The following is a 17,716-nucleotide window of genomic DNA, read 5'->3' on the forward strand; positions in this document are numbered from 1 at the left end:
ATATATTCCCCGTGCAGCAGAAAAACGAGTAAAGACTTTGTAAGGTTGGCCCTGCTTATTTCATAATGCGCGCTTATTGGATCCCCTCGATGGGTCCGCGTGCCCTTCAGAGGTAAGTCGATTCCCATGAACCGCACCGGCCGCGCCCTTGCATTGGGCTGCCTGTTGCTCCTTCAGCCCTTGCTTGTACAAGCAGGCGGCAACTCGTTGTTAATCCCAGCGATGGGTCGTTGCACCCTCAATACTCAGCCGCAAGATCTGGCACAGGCCCTCGCTGCCTGCCAGAAGGCGTCGGATGAAGGGGATGCGCAGGCACAATACGAGTTGGGTGAGTTCTACTACGACGGCAAAAATGCGCCGCGCGACCTCAATCAAGCCCTGAGCTATTTCGAAAAAGCCTCGCTGCAAGGCCATGCCCAAGCGCAATTCAAACTCGGCACCATGTTCTTCCACGGTGAAGGCGTGACGGCCAATAATGTTCAGGCGTATATCGTGCTGAAGATGGCGGCGGTCAATGGCGCAGAAGATGCGCTGGACACCGCGGATGAAGTGGCCGAAAAAATGCCGCGCGAAGAACTTGAGGTTGCCACTCAGGTGCTCGGGCAGATCTTTCGTAAATACCTGATGGAATTGCAAAGCGCGGACGGGCGTACGCCGTTTTCGCCACTTCCCTAACGCACTCACGGCCCCTGCGGTGAGGGGATTCTGTGGCGAGGGGATTTATCCCCGTTCGACTGCGCAGTAGTCGTAAAGCAAGGGCGCGTTCTGGCATAAGGAGTGTACTTGCCGGGAGCAGGGCCGCTTCGCAGCCCAACGGGGATAAATCCCCTCGCCACAATAAGTCCTCTCGCCACAATAACTCTCTAGCAAGAAGAGCATCCTGTCAGCTTCGAGACTGCTGCCTACTTCTCAGGCATCGGCATCGGGAACGGCATGACATTGCCGACCGCGCCACGGGCTTCGCTGATTTTCGGCGTACCGAGACGCTCCACTTCATCGATTCGCACAATCGAGTGCATCGGCACAAAACTGCGCACCACACCCTCGAACTGAGCCTTGAGCTTTTCTTCGCTCGGATCGACGACCACTTGCGTGCGCTCGCCAAAGACGAATTCTTCCACTTCCAGGAAGCCCCACAGATCACTTTGATAGATCTGCTTGGCATACATTTCGTACACCTGGCCCTGGTTAAGAAAAATCACCTTGTAGATTGGAGCTTCACGTTTGGTCATGGTGGGCGAGCAACACATCGGGGGATAAAAATGAGGGCGCGAACTATAGCATAGCCGCCGGACGCACAGCGGTAGGAACCTTGGAACATGTTCCCTATAATGCGCGGTTCTTTGAATCACGTGATGACTCTGTCCATGGCCAAGAAGCTTTACATCGAAACCCACGGTTGCCAGATGAACGAGTACGACAGCTCGCGCATGGTCGACTTGCTGGGCGAACACCAGGCCCTGGAAGTCACCGCTCGCGCTGAAGATGCCGACGTGATCCTGCTGAACACCTGTTCCATTCGCGAACGCGCCCAGGACCGGGTGTATTCCCAGCTCGGCCGCTGGCGCGAACTCAAACTGGCCAACCCGGACATGGTAATCGCCGTCGGCGGTTGCGTGGCCAGCCAGGAAGGCGCCGCCATCCGCGACCGCGCGCCGTACGTCGACGTGGTATTCGGCCCGCAAACATTGCACCGTTTGCCGGAAATGATCGACGCCGCGCGCGCCACCAAGCTGCCGCAAGTCGATGTCTCGTTCCCGGAAATTGAAAAATTCGATCATTTGCCCGAGCCGCGCATTGATGGCCCGAGCGCTTATGTGTCGGTGATGGAAGGCTGCAGCAAGTACTGCACGTTCTGCGTCGTGCCTTATACACGCGGCGAAGAAGTCAGCCGCCCGTTCGACGACGTGATTGCCGAGATCATCCACCTCGCCGAGAACGGCGTGCGCGAAGTGACCCTGCTGGGTCAGAACGTCAACGGCTATCGTGGCACCACCCATGACGGTCGTCTGGCCGATCTGGCCGAATTGATCCGGGTTGTCGCCGCCGTCGATGGTATCGATCGCATCCGCTACACGACTTCGCACCCGCTGGAATTCTCCGACAGCCTGATCCAGGCCCACGCTGATGTCCCGGAACTGGTGAAACACCTGCATTTGCCGGTGCAATCGGGTTCCGACCGGATTCTCTCAGCGATGAAGCGCAACCACACGGCGCTGGAGTACAAGTCCAAGCTGCGCAAACTGCGCGCGGCCGTGCCGGGGATCTGCATCAGTTCGGACTTTATCGTCGGTTTCCCGGGCGAGACCGAAAAAGATTTCGAACAGACCATGAAGCTGATTGAAGACGTCGGCTTCGACTTCTCCTACTCGTTTGTCTATAGCCAGCGTCCGGGTACGCCCGCCGCTGATCTGGCGGACGAGACGCCGGAAGCGCTGAAGAAAGAACGCCTGAATGCGCTGCAACATCGCCTCAACCAGCAAGGTTTCGAGATCAGCCGACAGATGGTCGGATCGATCCAGCGGATCCTGGTGACCGATTACTCGAAAAAAGACCCTGGCGAGTTGCAAGGCCGGACCGAGAATAACCGGATCGTCAACTTCCGCTGCGACAATCCGACCTTGATCGGCCAGTTCGCCGACGTGCACATCGATGCCGCGCAGCCGCACTCGCTGCGGGGCTCGTTGATCCAATAGCACCACATTGCAACTGTTGGATGGGGCTTTTTGTGGTGAGGGGATTTATCCCCGTTGGTTGGCGCAGCCGACCCAAAACTGCAAGCCGGTAGTTCTGGCGTACCGCGCACGCTGGCTTTGGGTGCGCTTCGCGCGCCATCGGGGATAAATCCCCTCGCCACATAAGCTCCTTTAGCCACCGAGAATGGGTTCGAACGCGACAGCGTTATTTAAGAGCTTTCGCACCCGCCTTACTGGCGTTATCCTTGATTTCATCTTAATTGCCCCAGGGCGGCTAAATACGACCTTGAACGCACCCATCGAACCACATCGTTTCATGCTCGAGCCCTTTGAGGCTCGCCGCTTCGCCAATCTGTGCGGGCAATTCGACGAGCATTTGCGCTTGATCGAACAGCGCCTGACCATCGAGATCCGCAACCGCGGAAACCAGTTCGAACTGATCGGCGACCCCAAGCACACCACCTCCGCGGAAAACCTCCTGCGCCGCCTGTACCGAGAAACCAAAGGTACCGAGCTGTCGCCGGACATGGTTCACCTGTTCCTGCAGGAATCGGCCGTCGAAGAGCTGGACAACGTTTCCCCGTCCGAACCCTCCGTCGCCCTGCGCACCAAGAAAGGCATGATTCGCCCTCGCGGCTTGAATCAGCTGCGCTACGTGAAGGAAATTCTCGGTAACGATATCAATTTCGGCATCGGCCCGGCCGGTACCGGCAAGACGTATCTGGCCGTTGCCTGCGCGGTAGACGCGCTGGAGCGCGAGCAGATCCGCCGCATCCTGCTGGTACGTCCGGCGGTTGAAGCGGGCGAAAAGCTCGGCTTCCTGCCCGGCGATCTGTCGCAGAAAATCGATCCGTACCTGCGCCCGCTCTACGACGCGCTCTACGAAATGCTCGGCTTCGAATACGTGGCCAAGCTGATCGAGCGCCAGGTGATCGAAGTCGCGCCGCTGGCTTACATGCGTGGCCGGACTTTGAACAACAGCTTCATCATTCTCGATGAAAGCCAGAACACCACCGTCGAGCAGATGAAGATGTTTCTGACGCGGATTGGTTTCGGCTCGACGGCGGTCATTACAGGTGACATCACCCAGGTCGACCTGCCGAAAGGTACCAAGTCCGGGCTGCACCATGTCATCGAAGTATTGAAAGACGTTCCAGGCATCAGCTTCACCCATTTCAAGCCCAAAGACGTTGTGCGCCATCCATTGGTGCAACGCATCGTCGAAGCCTACGAGCGCTTCGAAAATCGCGTGGCCGACGAAGCACCCAAGGACAGCCGCCGCGATGCTTGAGCTTGATCTGCAACTGGCTACCCAAGCGTCTGCCCCGAGCGAAGCCGAGTTCCGCCAATGGTGCGAACTGGCCCTGCGCCAGCGCACAGCCGACTCGGAAATGACCATTCGCCTGGTCGATGAAGAAGAAGCCCGGGAGCTCAACCACACCTGGCGGCAAAAAGATTACGCCACCAACGTTCTATCGTTTCCGGCCGATGTGCCAGACGAATTCCTCGACATTCCACTGCTGGGCGATCTGGTGATCTGCGTGGCGGTGGTGGAGCGCGAAGCGGCTGAACAAGGCAAGGAACTAAAGGCCCATTGGGCGCATCTGGTGATTCATGGCTGCTTGCATCTACTGGGTTACGACCATATAGATGACGACGAAGCCGAAGAAATGGAAGCACTGGAACGAACGTTGCTTGCCGAACTGGGTCATCCGGACCCGTACGCGGACGACGAAATTGAAACATCCCCTATCGTTACAACAAAGGATTCAGAGTAATCGCTATGAGCGAAGATCGATCGAGCAACGGGCAGAAGTCATGGCTGGGTAAGCTCACCCAGGCTTTTGCCCACGAGCCGAAAAACCGCCAGGAGCTGCTTGAGCTGCTGCGCGATGCACACCAAAACAAGTTGCTGGACAGCGAAGCGCTGGCCATTGTCGAAGGCGCCATTCAGGTGGCTGACCTGCAAGTACGGGACATCATGGTTCCGCGCTCGCAGATGATCAGCATCAAGGCGACCCAGACACCTCGCGAGTTCCTGCCTGCCGTGGTCGATTCGGCCCACTCCCGCTACCCGGTGATCGGCGAAAGCCACGATGACGTGATGGGCGTGTTGCTGGCCAAGGACTTGCTGCCGCTGATCCTCAAGGAGAACGGCGACAGCTTCAACATCAAGGACCTGCTGCGCCCGGCCACGTTCGTGCCGGAGTCGAAGCGCCTGAATGTGCTGCTGCGTGAGTTCCGCGCCAATCACAACCACATGGCTATCGTCATTGACGAATACGGCGGCGTGGCCGGTCTGGTGACCATCGAAGACGTGCTGGAACAGATCGTCGGCGACATCGAAGACGAGCACGACGTCGAAGAAGACAGCTACATCAAGCCGCTGCCAAGCGGTGACTTTCTGATCAAGGCCCTGACGCCGATCGAGAACTTCAACGAGTTCTTCGACAGCGAATTCTCCGACGACGAGTTCGACACCGTCGGCGGATTGGTGATGAGCGCGTTCGGGCACTTGCCTAAACGCAACGAAATCACTGAAATCGGCCCCTATCGCTTCCGTATCCTGAACGCCGACAGCCGTCGGATTCACCTGCTGCGTCTGACACCCATTGCCCGTTAAGGATTGACATGCTCCGCGTAACCCGCCCCGGCTGGCCCGGTAACCTGCTGGCCGTGGTGGCCGGTGCACTGACTACCCTGGCCCTGGCGCCGTTTGATATCTGGCCGTTAGCCTTGCTGGCGGTCGGGTTCTTTTATGCCGGGTTACGCGAACTGAATCCCCGCCAGGCCTTGGGCCGTGGCTGGTGTTACGGTTTTGGCCTGTTTGGCGCCGGCACCAGCTGGATCTACTACAGCATTCACCACTTCGGTGGTGCTTCAGTGCTGCTGGCCGGCTTCCTGATGCTGATTTTCACGGCGGCCATTGCCTGGTTCTTCGCCCTGCCCGCCTGGATTTGGGCGCGCTGGCTGCGTCGTAACGAAGCGCCGCTGGCCGACGCTCTGGCGTTCGCGGCCCTGTGGGTCGGCCAGGAAGCCTTTCGCGGCTGGTTCCTGACCGGTTTCCCGTGGCTCTATTCCGGTTACAGCCAGCTGGACGGCCCCTTGTCCGGACTCGCACCGCTCGGTGGAATGTGGCTGATCTCGTTCACCCTGGCACTCACCGCCGCGCTCCTCTACAACGCGTTGCCGCTGGTTCGTACCGGGCGCAAGGGCTTCATTGCTGCCGGCGCGGTGCTGTTGATCGGCCCATGGGTGGCCGGCATGGCGCTCAAGGAACATGCCTGGACCAGCCCCTCGGGCGCGCCGCTGACCGTGGCAGCGATTCAGGGCAACATCGAACAAAGCATGAAATGGGACCCTGCGCAGTTGAACGCGCAACTGGCGCTGTACCGCGACATGAGCCTCAGCTCCAAGCGCGTGGACCTGCTGATCTGGCCGGAAACGGCCGTCCCGGTGCTCAAGGAGTCCGCCGAGGGCTACCTCACCATGATGGGCAAGTTTGCGGCGGAACGTGATTCGGCGTTGATTACCGGCGTACCTATTCGCGAAGAAGTCCGGCACGAGAAACGTTTTTTCAACGGCATTACCGTGGTCGGCGAAGGCGACGGTACGTACCTGAAGCAGAAGCTCGTGCCATTTGGCGAATACGTACCGCTTCAGGACGTGCTGCGCGGTCTGATAGCTTTCTTCGACCTGCCGATGTCCGACTTCGCCCGAGGCCCGGCTGATCAGGCTCTGTTGCAGGCGAAGGGCTATCAGATCGCCCCGTTCATTTGTTACGAAGTGGTGTACCCGGACTTCGCCGCCAGCCTTTCGGCGCGCAGCGATCTGCTGCTGACCATCAGCAACGACACCTGGTTCGGCACCTCAATCGGCCCGCTGCAACACTTGCAGATGGCGCAGATGCGCGCGCTGGAAGCCGGCCGCTGGATGATCCGTGCGACGAACAACGGCGTGACTGGCTTGATCAATCCGTTTGGCCAGATCACCGCTCAGATCCCGCAATTCGAACGCGGCATCCTGTACGGCGAAGTGGTACCGATGCACAACCTGACGCCGTATCTGCAGTGGCGCTCGTGGCCACTAGTCATCTTCTGCGTGCTGTTGTTTGGTTGGGCGTTGATTGCGAGCAGGATGGCCAAGACCGTTTGAAGCGGACAAACTTTCGTGGTGAGGGGATTTATCCCCGTTGGACTGCGCAGCAGGCCTATTTTCAGGGCTGCTGCGCAACCCAACGGGGATAAATCCCCTCACCACAGATTATCGCTGCGCAACCCTATCGGTAAAACAACGAATACCCCACCTGCCCCACCGCCTCGTTCATCAACTGGCCGCTCTGCCAGATCGACTTGAACTCCGGCATCCAGCCGCCCAACGGTCGGGCATTGTCGCCGCCCAGAAACCCAACCGGCGCAGGCACTACCTCAAACCCGGCCTTCTCAAAACTCCAGACCGATCGCGGCATGTGGGCAGCTTGAGTCACGACCACCACGCGTTTGATGCCTTGCGGCAATAAGACCTGCGCACTCAACTGCGCATTCTCCCAGGTCGTGCGGCTGAGCCCTTCCTGCCAACGCACTGTCACGCCGAAATCATCCAGTAACGAATCGGCCATTATTTTGGCCTCACTGGGTGGCGTGTCGTAGTGCAATCCGCCACTGGTCAGAATCGGCAGCCCCGAGGCCTTGGCGAGTCGCGCCGCATAACGCTCGCGCTCCAGGCCAATGCCGGTAGGTTGATCCGAGCCCCAAGCCAGATCGCCCCGTTCGCGCCCCGAACCCAGCAACACGATGGCGTCCGCTCGTTGCCCAAGCGTCGCCCATTCATCGCGAGCCAATGGGGGCACTCGCTCCAGGGCATTCGCGCTCCATTGCACCACAATCGGCAAACTCATCAACCAGAAGCCGCCCAGGCCCAGCGCAAAACACACGCCGGCAAGGCGAGGTCTAGAGCGGCGGAACCACCAGGCAAGCGCCAGGAGCAGCAAAAGGATGCCGGGCGGCAGCAGAAGTTGTTTCACGAAATAACGAAAAGGCATCGAGCATCTCCAAAGATGCTCGAAGCCTAAGTGCGTTGACGCTCTGCGACAACATATTCGAAAGGACTGTGCGTTGAACTACTGTTGAAAAAGCAGTCGGGACATCGCCTCAAGTGCCCTTATTTGAATTGCAGTGACCGGACCTTTACCGCGTCCCTGCCAGGTGCCTTGTCCTTGAGCCAGATGATCTTGGCCGAACGTGGTGCGTCGAGTTGCTTCACTGCATCTGACAAGCATCCCTGTGTTTCACGTTCACTACGGTCCAGATACGCTTTGACCAATGCAAACTCTGCAGGACTCAGGCCACGTAGTTCCAACTCCAGGGGGCGCTCATCGCGCAGCCGGTTAGCAGTTTTTGCCGCGTCCAGGGCCATCCCAAGACGATCGATCAGTCTTTCATACAGCTCCGGTTTTGTGACTTTTCGCTGTGACTCAACCATCCCTCACCTCATTGAAGATAAGTCTTGCTCCCCATTTAGAGCTTAGCTTCCATGATCAAACCAGCTGAGTGCTGCGACCAACGGCCCTCGCAGCGTGTTTCACAAGATCTGCGGCAGCAATCAGGGTTTCCCTCGGTAGAGCGCGGTCATGTATGCTACGGCGCTTCCTGTAACTCCACTTCCAGCTCGTCTGGACACCGAAACGCCGATTTGGCGTACTCACCGTCCAGCGTCGCATTGAAGAGGATTAGGCCACCCCTATTCAGTTCAAAAGTAGCCATGCACGAACAATATCAGCCCCGTGAAATCGAAGCCGCCGCCCAGTCGTTCTGGGACGAGCAAAAGTCCTTTGAAGTCAGTGAACAGCCAGGCAAGGAGACGTTCTATTGCCTGTCGATGTTCCCTTACCCCAGCGGCAAGCTACACATGGGGCATGTGCGCAACTACACCATCGGCGACGTGATCTCCCGCTATCAGCGCATGCAAGGCAAGAACGTCCTGCAACCCATGGGTTGGGACGCCTTCGGCATGCCGGCAGAAAACGCCGCCATGAAGAACAACGTAGCGCCCGCCAAGTGGACCTACGAAAACATCGCCTACATGAAAACCCAGCTGCGCAGCCTGGGCCTGGCGGTGGATTGGTCCCGTGAAGTGACCACCTGCAAGCCGGATTACTACCGCTGGGAACAATGGCTGTTCACTCGCCTGTTCGAAAAAGGCGTGATCTACAAGAAAAGCGGCACCGTGAACTGGGACCCGGTCGACCAGACCGTTCTGGCCAACGAGCAAGTGATCGACGGTCGCGGCTGGCGTTCCGGCGCACTGATCGAAAAGCGCGAAATCCCGATGTACTACTTCAAGATCACCGCGTACGCGGATGAACTGCTGTCGAGCCTCGACGATCTGCCGGGCTGGCCTGAACAGGTCAAGACCATGCAGCGCAACTGGATCGGCAAGTCCCGCGGCATGGAAGTGCAGTTCCCGTACAACGTCGATTCCATCGGCGAAGCCGGTACGCTGAAAGTCTTCACTACCCGTCCAGACACCCTGATGGGCGCGACTTACGTGGCCGTGGCCGCCGAGCACCCATTGGCCACCCTGGCCGCGCAAAACAACCCTGAGCTGCAAGCGTTCATCGCTGAATGCAAAGGCGGCAGCGTGGCCGAGGCCGATGTTGCCACCCAGGAAAAGAAAGGCCTGCCGACTTCGCTGTTCGTCGAGCATCCGCTGACCGGTGAGAAACTCCCGGTGTGGGTCGCCAACTATGTGCTGATGCACTATGGCGATGGCGCAGTAATGGCAGTTCCGGCTCACGACGAACGCGATTTCGAGTTCGCCACCAAGTACAACCTGCCGATCAAATCCGTGGTTCGCACCAGCACCGGTGACACCAACCCGGCACCTTGGCAGGACGCTTACGGCGAGCACGGCACGCTGATCAATTCCGGCGAGTTCGACGGCCTCGATTTCGCAGGCGCTTTCGACGCCATCGAAGTTGCGCTGATCAAGAAAGAACTCGGCGCCTCGCGCACTCAGTTCCGCCTGCGCGACTGGGGCATCAGCCGTCAGCGCTACTGGGGTTGCCCGATCCCGATCATCCATTGCAAAACCTGCGGTGATGTACCGGTCCCGGAAGACCAGCTGCCGGTCGTACTGCCAGAAGACGTCGTTCCGGACGGCGCCGGTTCGCCATTGGCGCGCATGCCCGAGTTCTACGAGTGCCAGTGCCCGAAATGTGGCGCACCGGCCAAGCGTGAAACCGACACCATGGACACCTTCGTCGAGTCCTCGTGGTACTACGCCCGTTACGCCTCGCCACACTATGAAGGCGGGCTGGTGGAAAAATCCGCGGCTGACCACTGGTTGCCGGTTGATCAGTATATCGGCGGTATCGAACACGCGATTCTTCACCTGCTCTACGCGCGCTTCTTCCACAAGCTGATGCGCGACGAAGGCCTGGTGAGCTCCAACGAGCCGTTCAAGAACCTGCTGACCCAAGGCATGGTGATCGCCGAGACTTACTATCGTCGCGAGGCCAACGGTGCTTACACCTGGTTCAACCCGGCGGACGTCGAGCTCGAGCGCGACAGCAAAGCCAAGGTCATCAGCGCCAAGCTGATCGCAGACGGCCTGCCGGTAGAAATCGGCGGCACCGAGAAGATGGCCAAGTCCAAGAACAACGGCGTCGACCCACAGTCAATGATTGACCAGTTCGGCGCAGACACCTGCCGCCTGTTCATGATGTTCGCCTCGCCACCTGACATGAGCGCGGAATGGTCTGACTCCGGCGTGGAAGGCTCGCACCGCTTCCTCAAGCGCGTCTGGCGTCTGGCTCAAGCGCACGTCACCCAGGGCCTGCCGGGCAAACTGGACGTTGCCAGCCTGAACGACGAACAGAAAGCCGTTCGCCGCTCGATTCACCTGGCCATCAAGCAAGCCAGCCACGACGTCGGCCAGAACCACAAATTCAACACGGCCATCGCCCAGGTGATGACGCTGATGAACGTGCTGGAAAAAGCCGCACAAGGCACCGACCAGGACCGTGCTCTGGTTCACGAAGGTCTGGAAGCCGTGACACTGCTGCTGGCGCCGATCACTCCGCACATCAGCCACGAACTGTGGAATCAACTGGGTCACGCTGAACCCGTGATCGACGCTGGTTGGCCGGTGCTGGACGAGACGGCGTTGGTGCAGGACAGCCTGACGCTGGTGATCCAGGTCAACGGCAAGCTGCGTGGCCAGATCGAAATGCCGGCCAGCGCAACGCGCGAAGAAGTCGAAGCCGCTGCCCGTACCAATGAGAACGTGCTGCGCTTTGTCGACGGCCTGACCATTCGTAAAGTGATTGTCGTGCCCGGGAAACTGGTCAATATCGTCGCCAGCTAAATTGGATCAGGCGCCAGGTGAGCCTGGCGCCGAGTAAAACCTTTCGGGCCGCATGATCGGCCCACCTGGTTTCAAGGGGAGCAACAAGATGATCAAACGCAATTTGCTGGTGATGGGCCTGGCAGTCCTGTTGAGCGCGTGCGGTTTCCAGCTGCGCGGCACCGGCAACACTGAACTGGCGATCAAGGAGCTCGATCTGAGCGCCCGTAACGCTTATGGCCCAACCGTGACCCAATTGCGTCAGGTGCTTGAGGGCAGCGGCGTCAAAGTCGTCACCGGTGCACCTTACAAGCTGGTGCTGACCGACGAGCAGGAAACCCAGCGCATTCTCAGCTACGCCGGTGCCGGCCGTACTGGCGAATATCAGCTGAGCACGGTGCTTAGTTACGACATCCGCGGCCAAGGTGGCGTGGACCTGCTGAATGACAAGATCGAAGTGCAGAAAGTGTTCATCCACGACGGTAACAACCTGGTGGGTTCCGAACAGGAAGCCGATACCGCTCGCGTGGAAATGCGCCGCGACCTGGTTCAACGCATGATGGTCCGTCTGCAACAGCTCACGCCGGCTCAGCTGGATCAAATGCAACAGACCGCCGACGCCAAAGCCAAGGCTGAAGCCGCGGCCATTGAAGCGGCGCAGAAGGCTGAGGCGCAAACACCGCGCCAGTCGCCTCTCGAACTGCCTCAGCAGTAAGACTTACGGGGCGCTCCGGCGCCCCGTTCGCCCTTTCTTATGAAACTCGCCCCCGCCCAACTCGGTAAACACCTGCAAGGCGCACTTGCGCCGGTCTACATCATCAGTGGCGACGACCCGCTGTTGTGCCAGGAAGCCGCCGACGCCATTCGTGCCGCCGCCCGCCAGCAAGGCTTCGACGAACGGCAAGTGTTTGCCGCCGACGCCAGTTTCGACTGGGGGACGCTGCTGCAGGCAGGCGCGAGCATGTCGCTGTTCGCTGAAAAGCGTTTGCTGGAGTTGCGCCTGCCCTCGGGCAAGCCTGGCGACAAGGGGGCTGCCGCATTTATCGAATACTGCTCGCGACCTGCTGAAGACACGATATTGCTGATCAGCCTGCCGAAGCTCGATGGCAGTGCTCAGAAAACCAAGTGGGGCAAGGCGCTGGTCGAAGGTCAGCAGACCCAGTTCGTGCAGATCTGGCCAGTGGATGCCAATCAGCTGCCAAGCTGGATCCGTCAACGGTTGTCCCAGGCCGGGCTGTCTGCCAGCCAGGACGCCGTTGAGCTGATTGCTGCACGGGTCGAGGGCAACCTGTTGGCCGCGGCGCAGGAAATCGAGAAACTCAAGCTGATGGCCGAAGGTGGCCAGATCACTGTTGAAACCGTTCAGGTCGCGGTGGCTGACAGTGCGCGTTTTGATGTGTTCGGCCTGACTGATGCAATTCTAAATGGCGAAGCCGCCCACGCCCTGCGCATGCTAGAAGGCCTTCGGGGAGAAGGTGTCGAACCACCGGTGATTCTCTGGGCCTTGGCTCGAGAGTTGCGTTTGCTGGCCAACCTGTCGCTGCAATACAGTCAGGGCGTGCCTTTGGACAAGGCGTTCAGCTCCGCCCGACCGCCCGTCTGGGACAAGCGCAAGCCACTGATGAGCAAAGCCCTGCAACGTTACTCGGCGCAACGCTGGGCGCAGCTGTTGCTGGAAGCACAACGCATCGATGCGCAGATCAAAGGCCAGGCCGCCGGTTCGCCGTGGATGAGCTTGAGTCGGTTGTCGTTGTTGATGGCGGGTCAAAGGTTGTCGTTGCCTGCCGAATAAATTCAAAAGATCTTGCTTCCTGCACAAAGCCACAATTCGCACTATGGACAGAAGCCAAATTTCGACCGATGATTCGCTCCGCAAAACTCACTCACTTGCGAGAACCATAATGAGCAAAAAGCCATCCAGAAATGGCCCGAACAAGGCCAAATCCATCATCGCCCAGCCACTGTTCCGCAGCCGTCAGGAACGCGCCGGCAAGGGCAAAGGCAGCTACCGCCGCGAAGCCTTCCAGTCTAATAGCTGGGAGGCTTCTTACTTTCTGGCGGCCTGAAAGGCAAGCGCACGCTCAACATGTTAAGGTCTGCACCTGATTCGTATTCCCTGGACCTGTGCATGCCCCCTAGTCTTTCCCGTCGTTGGCACCTACGCCAATTGATTGCTGCCTCCAGCCTCGTATTGCTTGTCGCCTGCGCGGAAAAACCGACCGCCGCCGACGCCGAACCGCTTCAGACCCGCCCCGTCGCGACAGCCCCAGCGGTGATTCCTCCCGTTGTGCCGACCGGCGAAAATCTTGATATTCAGCCGACGCAGACCTTTGCCGAATGGCAAGCGGGCTTCCGCAAGGACGCACTGGCTGCCGGCATCCGCGCCGATCTCTTCGACCGTGCCTTCGCCAATGTCAGCCTGGACCCTAGCGTCATCCGCGCCGATCGCAGCCAGCCCGAATTCTCCCGCCCGGTGTGGGAATACCTCGATGGCGCCCTGTCGCCATTGCGCGTACGTAAAGGTCAGGCACTGGTCGGCCAGTACGCCGACATCTTGCAAAGCATCGAACAGCGCTACGGCGTCGATCGCCAGGCTCTCGTCGCGGTGTGGGGCATGGAGAGTAACTTCGGGCAATTCCAGGGCAGCAAGTCAGTGATCAATTCCCTGGCAACCCTGGCCTATGAGGGACGCCGCCCAGGTTTTGCCCACGCGCAATTGATTGCTGCGCTGCAGATCCTGCAGCAGGGTGATATCGAGCCAGACATGATGCTTGGCTCCTGGGCCGGCGCCATGGGTCAAACCCAGTTCATCCCGACGACCTACAACACTCACGCCGTCGACTTCGATGGCGACGGTCGCCGCGACATCTGGGGCAGTCCTGCCGACGCCCTGGCCTCGACCGCGCATTACTTGCAAAGCTCCGGCTGGCAGAAAGGCCAGCCGTGGGGTTTTGAAGTGCAGCTGCCGAGCGGCTTCGACTACGTTCTGGCGGATGGCACGATTCGCAAGAGCGTCGCCGAATGGCTGCAGCTGGGTGTGAGCTTGCCTGGTGGTGCTCAGGTGCCAGCCGGGGCTGAACACTTGTCAGCCGCCCTGCTGCTGCCAGCAGGTTATCGTGGCCCGGCGTTCCTGGTGCTCGACAACTTCCGCGCGATCCTCAAGTACAACAATTCGTCGTCCTACGCATTGGCGGTGAGCTTGTTGTCGGAACGCTTCAGCGGTGGGGGCCTGATCAGCGGGACTTGGCCGAAAGACGATTTGCCATTGAGCCGCACTGAGCGGATCGAATTGCAAAGCCTGTTGAGCGCGCAGAACTATGATGCGGGCACGGCTGACGGGATTATCGGTGCCAACACCCGCAAGGCGATTCGCAGTGCGCAACAGTCGTTTGGCTGGCCGGCGGACGGGTATCCGACGCACAAGTTGCTGGAAGGTTTGCGTAACCGCTGAAACAGCATCGCGGGCAAGCCCGACTCCCACAAGTTATTCGCTAATCCTGTGGGAGCGGGCTTGCCCTCGAAGACTGACTATCAGGCAACGGCGTTCTAACGCTTGATCACCACATCCTGCTCCAGAACCAACGCCTTGTTCCCCGCATCGAGCCTCACCAGCGCCCCCATCGGCAACGTCAGGTTCGGGTCGCAATGCCCGCTACGCCATCCAGCCAGCACCGGTATGCGCAAAGGCTCGAAAGTCTGCTTGAGCAAGCGAGCCAGCGCGTCGGCGTCCACGCCTGCCACATCCCCTACCAGAACCCCCCGCAGCTTGCCCAGCGTACCTGCCAGACGCAGGTGGGTGAGCAGTCGGTCGATGCGATATAGCGGCTCGTTGATGTCCTCGATGAACAGGATGACGCCTTCGGCATCAATCTCGTAAGGCGTGCCCATGGTCGCGGCAATCATCGACAGATTGCCCCCCAGCAAACGCCCGTGGGCGATGCCCGGTTCGATGGTAGTCAACGGGTATGCCACCGGGTGCGCAAGCACGCTGCCAGCCTTCACCTGCCCTCGGAGCATGTTGAAAAACGAAGACTCGGTTGGCTTTTGCTTGTCACCCAACAAATCGGCATTCAGCAGCGGCCCATGAAACGTCACGAAACCGGCATAACGACTGATCGCCAAATGCAGGGCGGTGATATCGCTGTAGCCTATGAATGGCTTGGCGTTATCGCGCAGCAGTTCGAAATCAATCCGGTCGAGTAAGCGCGGCGTACCGTACCCGCCACGAAGACAGATGATGGCATCGACTTCGCTGTCAGCGAACGCCGCATGCAAATCATTGAGCCGCACATCGTCAGTGCCGGCCAGGTAGCCATCCTTTTCATACACCCCTGCAAACACCCGCAGCGAATAACCGCGAGCGCGCATCCAGGCGATGGCTTTATCCGTGTCCAGCCCTGCAGGGCCGGCGGGTGCAATAACGCCAATCAACCCTTGCGCTGGCAAGGCCGGGACAGGCGCGTGAGGAAAAAGAGTGTGGTGCGGTCTAGCGGTCATCCTTGAATCTCCCTGCGTGAATACATCAAACACACAGTAGTCAGGAACGGGGACAAACAGAAGAGGTTCGGTCGCCCCGCGAGTTGCGGGAAAAGGCAGCGGGCACTGTGAGACAGGCAAAAAAAGCCCGCAAGGCCGGATAAGCCATGCGGGCGTTTTATTTCTTGCACCGGCAAATTACAACGACGCGATCAGCTCGGCCTTGACCAGTTTCGCCTGCTCGTCGGCATGGTACGAAGAACGCACCAGCGGGCCGGAAGCAACGTTCTTGAAGCCCATCTTGTAACCTTCCTCGGCGAACCAGGCGAAGGTGTCCGGGTGCACGAAGCGCTCGACCGGCAAGTGGCTACGGGAAGGTTGCAGGTATTGGCCCAAGGTCAGCATGTCGATGTCGTGTTCGCGCATGCGCTTCATGACTTCGATGACTTCGTCGTCGGTCTCGCCCAGACCCAGCATCAAGCCGGACTTGGTCGGAATGTGCGGCATCATCTGCTTGAAGCGTTGCAGCAGGGTCAGCGACCACTGGTAGTCCGAACCCGGACGCGCGGCCTTGTACAGGCGCGGTACGGTTTCCAGGTTGTGGTTGAACACATCCGGTGGCTCGGCTGCGGTGATTTCCAGCGCAACGTCCATGCGACCACGGTAATCGGGAACCAGGGTTTCAAGCTGTACGTTTGGCGACAGTTTGCGAATCTCGCGGATGCAGTCGGCAAAGTGCTGGGCACCGCCGTCACGCAGATCGTCGCGGTCTACGGAGGTGATCACCACATACTTCAGCTTCAGGTCGGCAATGGCGATGGCCAGGCTTTCCGGCTCGTTGACGTCCAATGGCTTCGGACGACCGTGGCCCACGTCGCAGAACGGGCAGCGACGGGTGCAGATGTCACCCATGATCATGAACGTCGCAGTGCCGCCGGAGAAGCACTCACCCAGGTTCGGGCAGGACGCTTCTTCGCACACGCTGTGCAGCTTGTGTTTGCGCAGCAGGGCCTTGATACGGTCGACTTCCGGAGAAACCGGGATGCGCACGCGAATCCAGTCAGGTTTCTTCGGCAGTTCGGTCGTCGGAATGATCTTTACCGGGATGCGTGCAACCTTCTCGGCGCCGCGCAGCTTAACGCCGGCTTCAACCTTGGCACGCGGGGCCGGGCGCTCGGTGACATCCAGCGTCGGGATCATGGTTTGCACTGCATCAGTAGTCATATCAGTCGATTCCGCCCGTTAGGGTCGTCTGCTCAGCATAGTCGAGGTGTTTGACGAGCTGCGCGCGCAGCCGGGCACTTACCTCGGCAAATTCAATCGATCCTGCGTGATCGCTCAGCTGGGTCATCGCCAGCCCGGCGTAGCCGCAGGGATTAATCCGTCGAAACGGTTCCAGGTTCATGTCCACATTCAGGGCCAGGCCATGAAAGGAACACCCGTGGCGAATACGCAGCCCCAAGGACGCTATTTTCGCCCCGTTGACGTAGACACCCGGTGCATCCGGCTTGGCCGCTGCCGTGACGCCATAGCTGGCCAGCAGCTCAATCAGGCAGTGCTCCATGCGGGTGACCAGGTCACGCACGCCGAAGCCAAGCTTGCGAACATCGAGCAACAGGTAGGCCACCAGTTGACCGGGACCGTGATAGGTCACCTGTCCGCCGCGATCAACCTGCACCACCGGAATATCACCCGGGAGCAACAAGTGTTCGGCTTTACCGGCCTGACCCTGGGTAAACACCGGCGGGTGCTCGACCAGCCAGATTTCGTCCGCAGCATCTGTGCCGCGTTCATTGGTGAAGCGTTGCATGGCATGCCAGACCGGCTCGTAAGCCATCTGGCCGAGCTCGCGAAAGCCCAGCGTGCCAGACATCACAGCACCATGTGCACGAAACCGGTAGCCCGCAACTCGCTGTTGATGTCGTACAGCTGTTCTTGACCGGTGGCGATGATGTGCAGCTGGATGGTCGTGTACTTGCCGTTGGTGCTCTGGCGTTCAGCAAACGTCTTGAGGTCAACGGTCGCGTGTTTTTCAAGAATCGCGATGATCCTGTCCTTGAAACCCACGCCGGTGTCGCCGATTACTTTAATCGGGTAATCCGCGCAGGGAAATTCGATCTTTGGCGCCTTTACTTCGGTATCGGTCATGGCGTAACGGCCTCGTGAGCGTAAGCCGTGGCAACGAACAGGGCCCCGCT

General features: G+C 59.4%; 18 protein-coding genes. 11 read left to right on the plus strand and 7 right to left on the minus strand.

The genetic code is table 11. The features are described from left to right. Positions 1 to 126: 126 nt before the first annotated feature. Complete coding sequence (locus tag ACA063_RS25615) at positions 127 to 675, plus strand: tetratricopeptide repeat protein (RefSeq protein ID WP_194692852.1); 549 nt, start codon at positions 127 to 129, stop codon at positions 673 to 675. 227 nt (positions 676 to 902) lie between these two features. Here the strand turns inward: ACA063_RS25615 and ACA063_RS25620 are convergent, their stop codons facing one another. Then, positions 903 to 1,232 (minus strand): DUF1820 family protein, encoded by a 330-nt coding sequence (locus tag ACA063_RS25620; protein WP_007894425.1) that lies wholly within the window; start codon positions 1,230 to 1,232, stop codon positions 903 to 905. A gap of 135 nt (positions 1,233 to 1,367) precedes the next feature. On the opposite strand from ACA063_RS25620, the gene miaB reads away from it, so the two are divergent. The 5 genes from miaB to lnt all read left to right on the plus strand — a co-directional run bounded on the left by miaB (position 1,368) and on the right by lnt (position 6,851). Further along, complete coding sequence (gene miaB / locus ACA063_RS25625; protein ID WP_169372937.1) at positions 1,368 to 2,696, plus strand: tRNA (N6-isopentenyl adenosine(37)-C2)-methylthiotransferase MiaB; 1,329 nt, start codon at positions 1,368 to 1,370, stop codon at positions 2,694 to 2,696. Positions 2,697 to 2,982: 286 nt separating this feature from the next. Further along, complete coding sequence (locus ACA063_RS25630) at positions 2,983 to 3,987, plus strand: PhoH family protein (protein ID WP_497663842.1); 1,005 nt, start codon at positions 2,983 to 2,985, stop codon at positions 3,985 to 3,987. Continuing rightward, positions 3,980 to 4,474 (plus strand): rRNA maturation RNase YbeY, encoded by a 495-nt coding sequence (gene ybeY, locus ACA063_RS25635; RefSeq protein WP_162439941.1) that lies wholly within the window; start codon positions 3,980 to 3,982, stop codon positions 4,472 to 4,474. Before ACA063_RS25630 ends, ybeY begins: the two co-directional genes overlap by 8 nt. Positions 4,475 to 4,479: 5 nt before the next feature. Beyond that, positions 4,480 to 5,319 (plus strand): CorC family transporter, encoded by an 840-nt coding sequence (locus tag ACA063_RS25640; protein WP_045062079.1) that lies wholly within the window; start codon positions 4,480 to 4,482, stop codon positions 5,317 to 5,319. Between the two features lie 8 nt (positions 5,320 to 5,327). Beyond that, positions 5,328 to 6,851, plus strand: coding sequence for an apolipoprotein N-acyltransferase (lnt, locus tag ACA063_RS25645; RefSeq protein WP_497663843.1), 1,524 nt, complete (start codon positions 5,328 to 5,330; stop codon positions 6,849 to 6,851). A 124-nt stretch (positions 6,852 to 6,975) separates the two neighbouring features. On the opposite strand, the gene ACA063_RS25650 is transcribed toward lnt, so the two are convergent. Beyond that, complete coding sequence (locus ACA063_RS25650; RefSeq protein WP_497663844.1) at positions 6,976 to 7,737, minus strand: YdcF family protein; 762 nt, start codon at positions 7,735 to 7,737, stop codon at positions 6,976 to 6,978. 119 nt (positions 7,738 to 7,856) lie between these two features. Continuing rightward, positions 7,857 to 8,177 carry a hypothetical protein gene (locus ACA063_RS25655; protein ID WP_497663845.1) on the minus strand — a complete coding sequence of 107 codons (321 nt, stop codon included), beginning with the start codon at positions 8,175 to 8,177 and terminating at the stop codon, positions 7,857 to 7,859. A gap of 279 nt (positions 8,178 to 8,456) precedes the next feature. On the opposite strand from ACA063_RS25655, the gene leuS reads away from it, so the two are divergent. The 5 genes from leuS (at position 8,457) to ACA063_RS25680 (ending at position 14,493) form a co-directional block, all read left to right on the plus strand. After that, on the plus strand, positions 8,457 to 11,063 hold the full coding sequence (gene leuS / locus ACA063_RS25660; protein WP_497663846.1) for a leucine--tRNA ligase: 2,607 nt from the start codon (positions 8,457 to 8,459) through the stop codon (positions 11,061 to 11,063). An 88-nt stretch (positions 11,064 to 11,151) separates the two neighbouring features. After that, positions 11,152 to 11,757, plus strand: a complete 606-nt coding sequence (locus tag ACA063_RS25665) for an LPS-assembly lipoprotein LptE (protein ID WP_497663847.1) — start codon at positions 11,152 to 11,154, stop codon at positions 11,755 to 11,757. Positions 11,758 to 11,796: 39 nt separating this feature from the next. After that, positions 11,797 to 12,834, plus strand: coding sequence for a DNA polymerase III subunit delta (gene holA / locus ACA063_RS25670; protein WP_497663848.1), 1,038 nt, complete (start codon positions 11,797 to 11,799; stop codon positions 12,832 to 12,834). Positions 12,835 to 12,943: 109 nt separating this feature from the next. Further along, complete coding sequence (arfA, locus tag ACA063_RS25675) at positions 12,944 to 13,108, plus strand: alternative ribosome rescue factor ArfA (protein WP_052967114.1); 165 nt, start codon at positions 12,944 to 12,946, stop codon at positions 13,106 to 13,108. A gap of 62 nt (positions 13,109 to 13,170) precedes the next feature. Next, positions 13,171 to 14,493 (plus strand): lytic murein transglycosylase, encoded by a 1,323-nt coding sequence (locus tag ACA063_RS25680; RefSeq protein WP_497663849.1) that lies wholly within the window; start codon positions 13,171 to 13,173, stop codon positions 14,491 to 14,493. Between the two features lie 95 nt (positions 14,494 to 14,588). Here the strand turns inward: ACA063_RS25680 and ACA063_RS25685 are convergent, their stop codons facing one another. From ACA063_RS25685 to ACA063_RS25700, 4 genes are all read right to left on the minus strand, one after another. Next, the gene (locus ACA063_RS25685) at positions 14,589 to 15,539 is read right to left on the minus strand and encodes a S66 peptidase family protein (RefSeq protein WP_497663850.1); all 951 of its coding nucleotides are present in this window, start codon (positions 15,537 to 15,539) and stop codon (positions 14,589 to 14,591) included. Between the two features lie 177 nt (positions 15,540 to 15,716). Continuing rightward, positions 15,717 to 16,742, minus strand: coding sequence for a lipoyl synthase (gene lipA / locus ACA063_RS25690; RefSeq protein WP_497663851.1), 1,026 nt, complete (start codon positions 16,740 to 16,742; stop codon positions 15,717 to 15,719). Position 16,743: 1 nt separating this feature from the next. Next, on the minus strand, positions 16,744 to 17,391 hold the full coding sequence (lipB, locus tag ACA063_RS25695) for a lipoyl(octanoyl) transferase LipB (protein WP_162439932.1): 648 nt from the start codon (positions 17,389 to 17,391) through the stop codon (positions 16,744 to 16,746). Then, on the minus strand, positions 17,391 to 17,666 hold the full coding sequence (locus ACA063_RS25700; RefSeq protein ID WP_045062090.1) for a DUF493 domain-containing protein: 276 nt from the start codon (positions 17,664 to 17,666) through the stop codon (positions 17,391 to 17,393). Before ACA063_RS25700 ends, lipB begins: the two co-directional genes overlap by 1 nt. Positions 17,667 to 17,716 lie beyond the last annotated feature (50 nt).

This window comes from Pseudomonas sp. LBUM1643, assembly GCF_059716215.1.

Excerpts from the sequence above, each read along its gene's own strand:
- ACA063_RS25615 (WP_194692852.1), top strand. The coding sequence starts at position 127 with ATGAACCGCACCGGCCGCGCCCTTGCATTGGGCTGCCTGTTGCTCCTT.
- ACA063_RS25620 (WP_007894425.1), bottom strand. The coding sequence starts at position 1,232 with ATGACCAAACGTGAAGCTCCAATCTACAAGGTGATTTTTCTTAACCAG.
- miaB (WP_169372937.1), top strand. The coding sequence starts at position 1,368 with ATGGCCAAGAAGCTTTACATCGAAACCCACGGTTGCCAGATGAACGAG.
- ybeY (WP_162439941.1), top strand. The coding sequence starts at position 3,980 with ATGCTTGAGCTTGATCTGCAACTGGCTACCCAAGCGTCTGCCCCGAGC.
- ACA063_RS25640 (WP_045062079.1), top strand. The coding sequence starts at position 4,480 with ATGAGCGAAGATCGATCGAGCAACGGGCAGAAGTCATGGCTGGGTAAG.
- lnt (WP_497663843.1), top strand. The coding sequence starts at position 5,328 with ATGCTCCGCGTAACCCGCCCCGGCTGGCCCGGTAACCTGCTGGCCGTG.
- ACA063_RS25650 (WP_497663844.1), bottom strand. The coding sequence starts at position 7,737 with ATGCCTTTTCGTTATTTCGTGAAACAACTTCTGCTGCCGCCCGGCATC.
- ACA063_RS25655 (WP_497663845.1), bottom strand. The coding sequence starts at position 8,177 with ATGGTTGAGTCACAGCGAAAAGTCACAAAACCGGAGCTGTATGAAAGA.
- leuS (WP_497663846.1), top strand. The coding sequence starts at position 8,457 with ATGCACGAACAATATCAGCCCCGTGAAATCGAAGCCGCCGCCCAGTCG.
- ACA063_RS25665 (WP_497663847.1), top strand. The coding sequence starts at position 11,152 with ATGATCAAACGCAATTTGCTGGTGATGGGCCTGGCAGTCCTGTTGAGC.
- holA (WP_497663848.1), top strand. The coding sequence starts at position 11,797 with ATGAAACTCGCCCCCGCCCAACTCGGTAAACACCTGCAAGGCGCACTT.
- arfA (WP_052967114.1), top strand. The coding sequence starts at position 12,944 with ATGAGCAAAAAGCCATCCAGAAATGGCCCGAACAAGGCCAAATCCATC.
- ACA063_RS25680 (WP_497663849.1), top strand. The coding sequence starts at position 13,171 with ATGCCCCCTAGTCTTTCCCGTCGTTGGCACCTACGCCAATTGATTGCT.
- ACA063_RS25685 (WP_497663850.1), bottom strand. The coding sequence starts at position 15,539 with ATGACCGCTAGACCGCACCACACTCTTTTTCCTCACGCGCCTGTCCCG.
- lipA (WP_497663851.1), bottom strand. The coding sequence starts at position 16,742 with ATGACTACTGATGCAGTGCAAACCATGATCCCGACGCTGGATGTCACC.
- lipB (WP_162439932.1), bottom strand. The coding sequence starts at position 17,391 with ATGTCTGGCACGCTGGGCTTTCGCGAGCTCGGCCAGATGGCTTACGAG.
- ACA063_RS25700 (WP_045062090.1), bottom strand. The coding sequence starts at position 17,666 with ATGACCGATACCGAAGTAAAGGCGCCAAAGATCGAATTTCCCTGCGCG.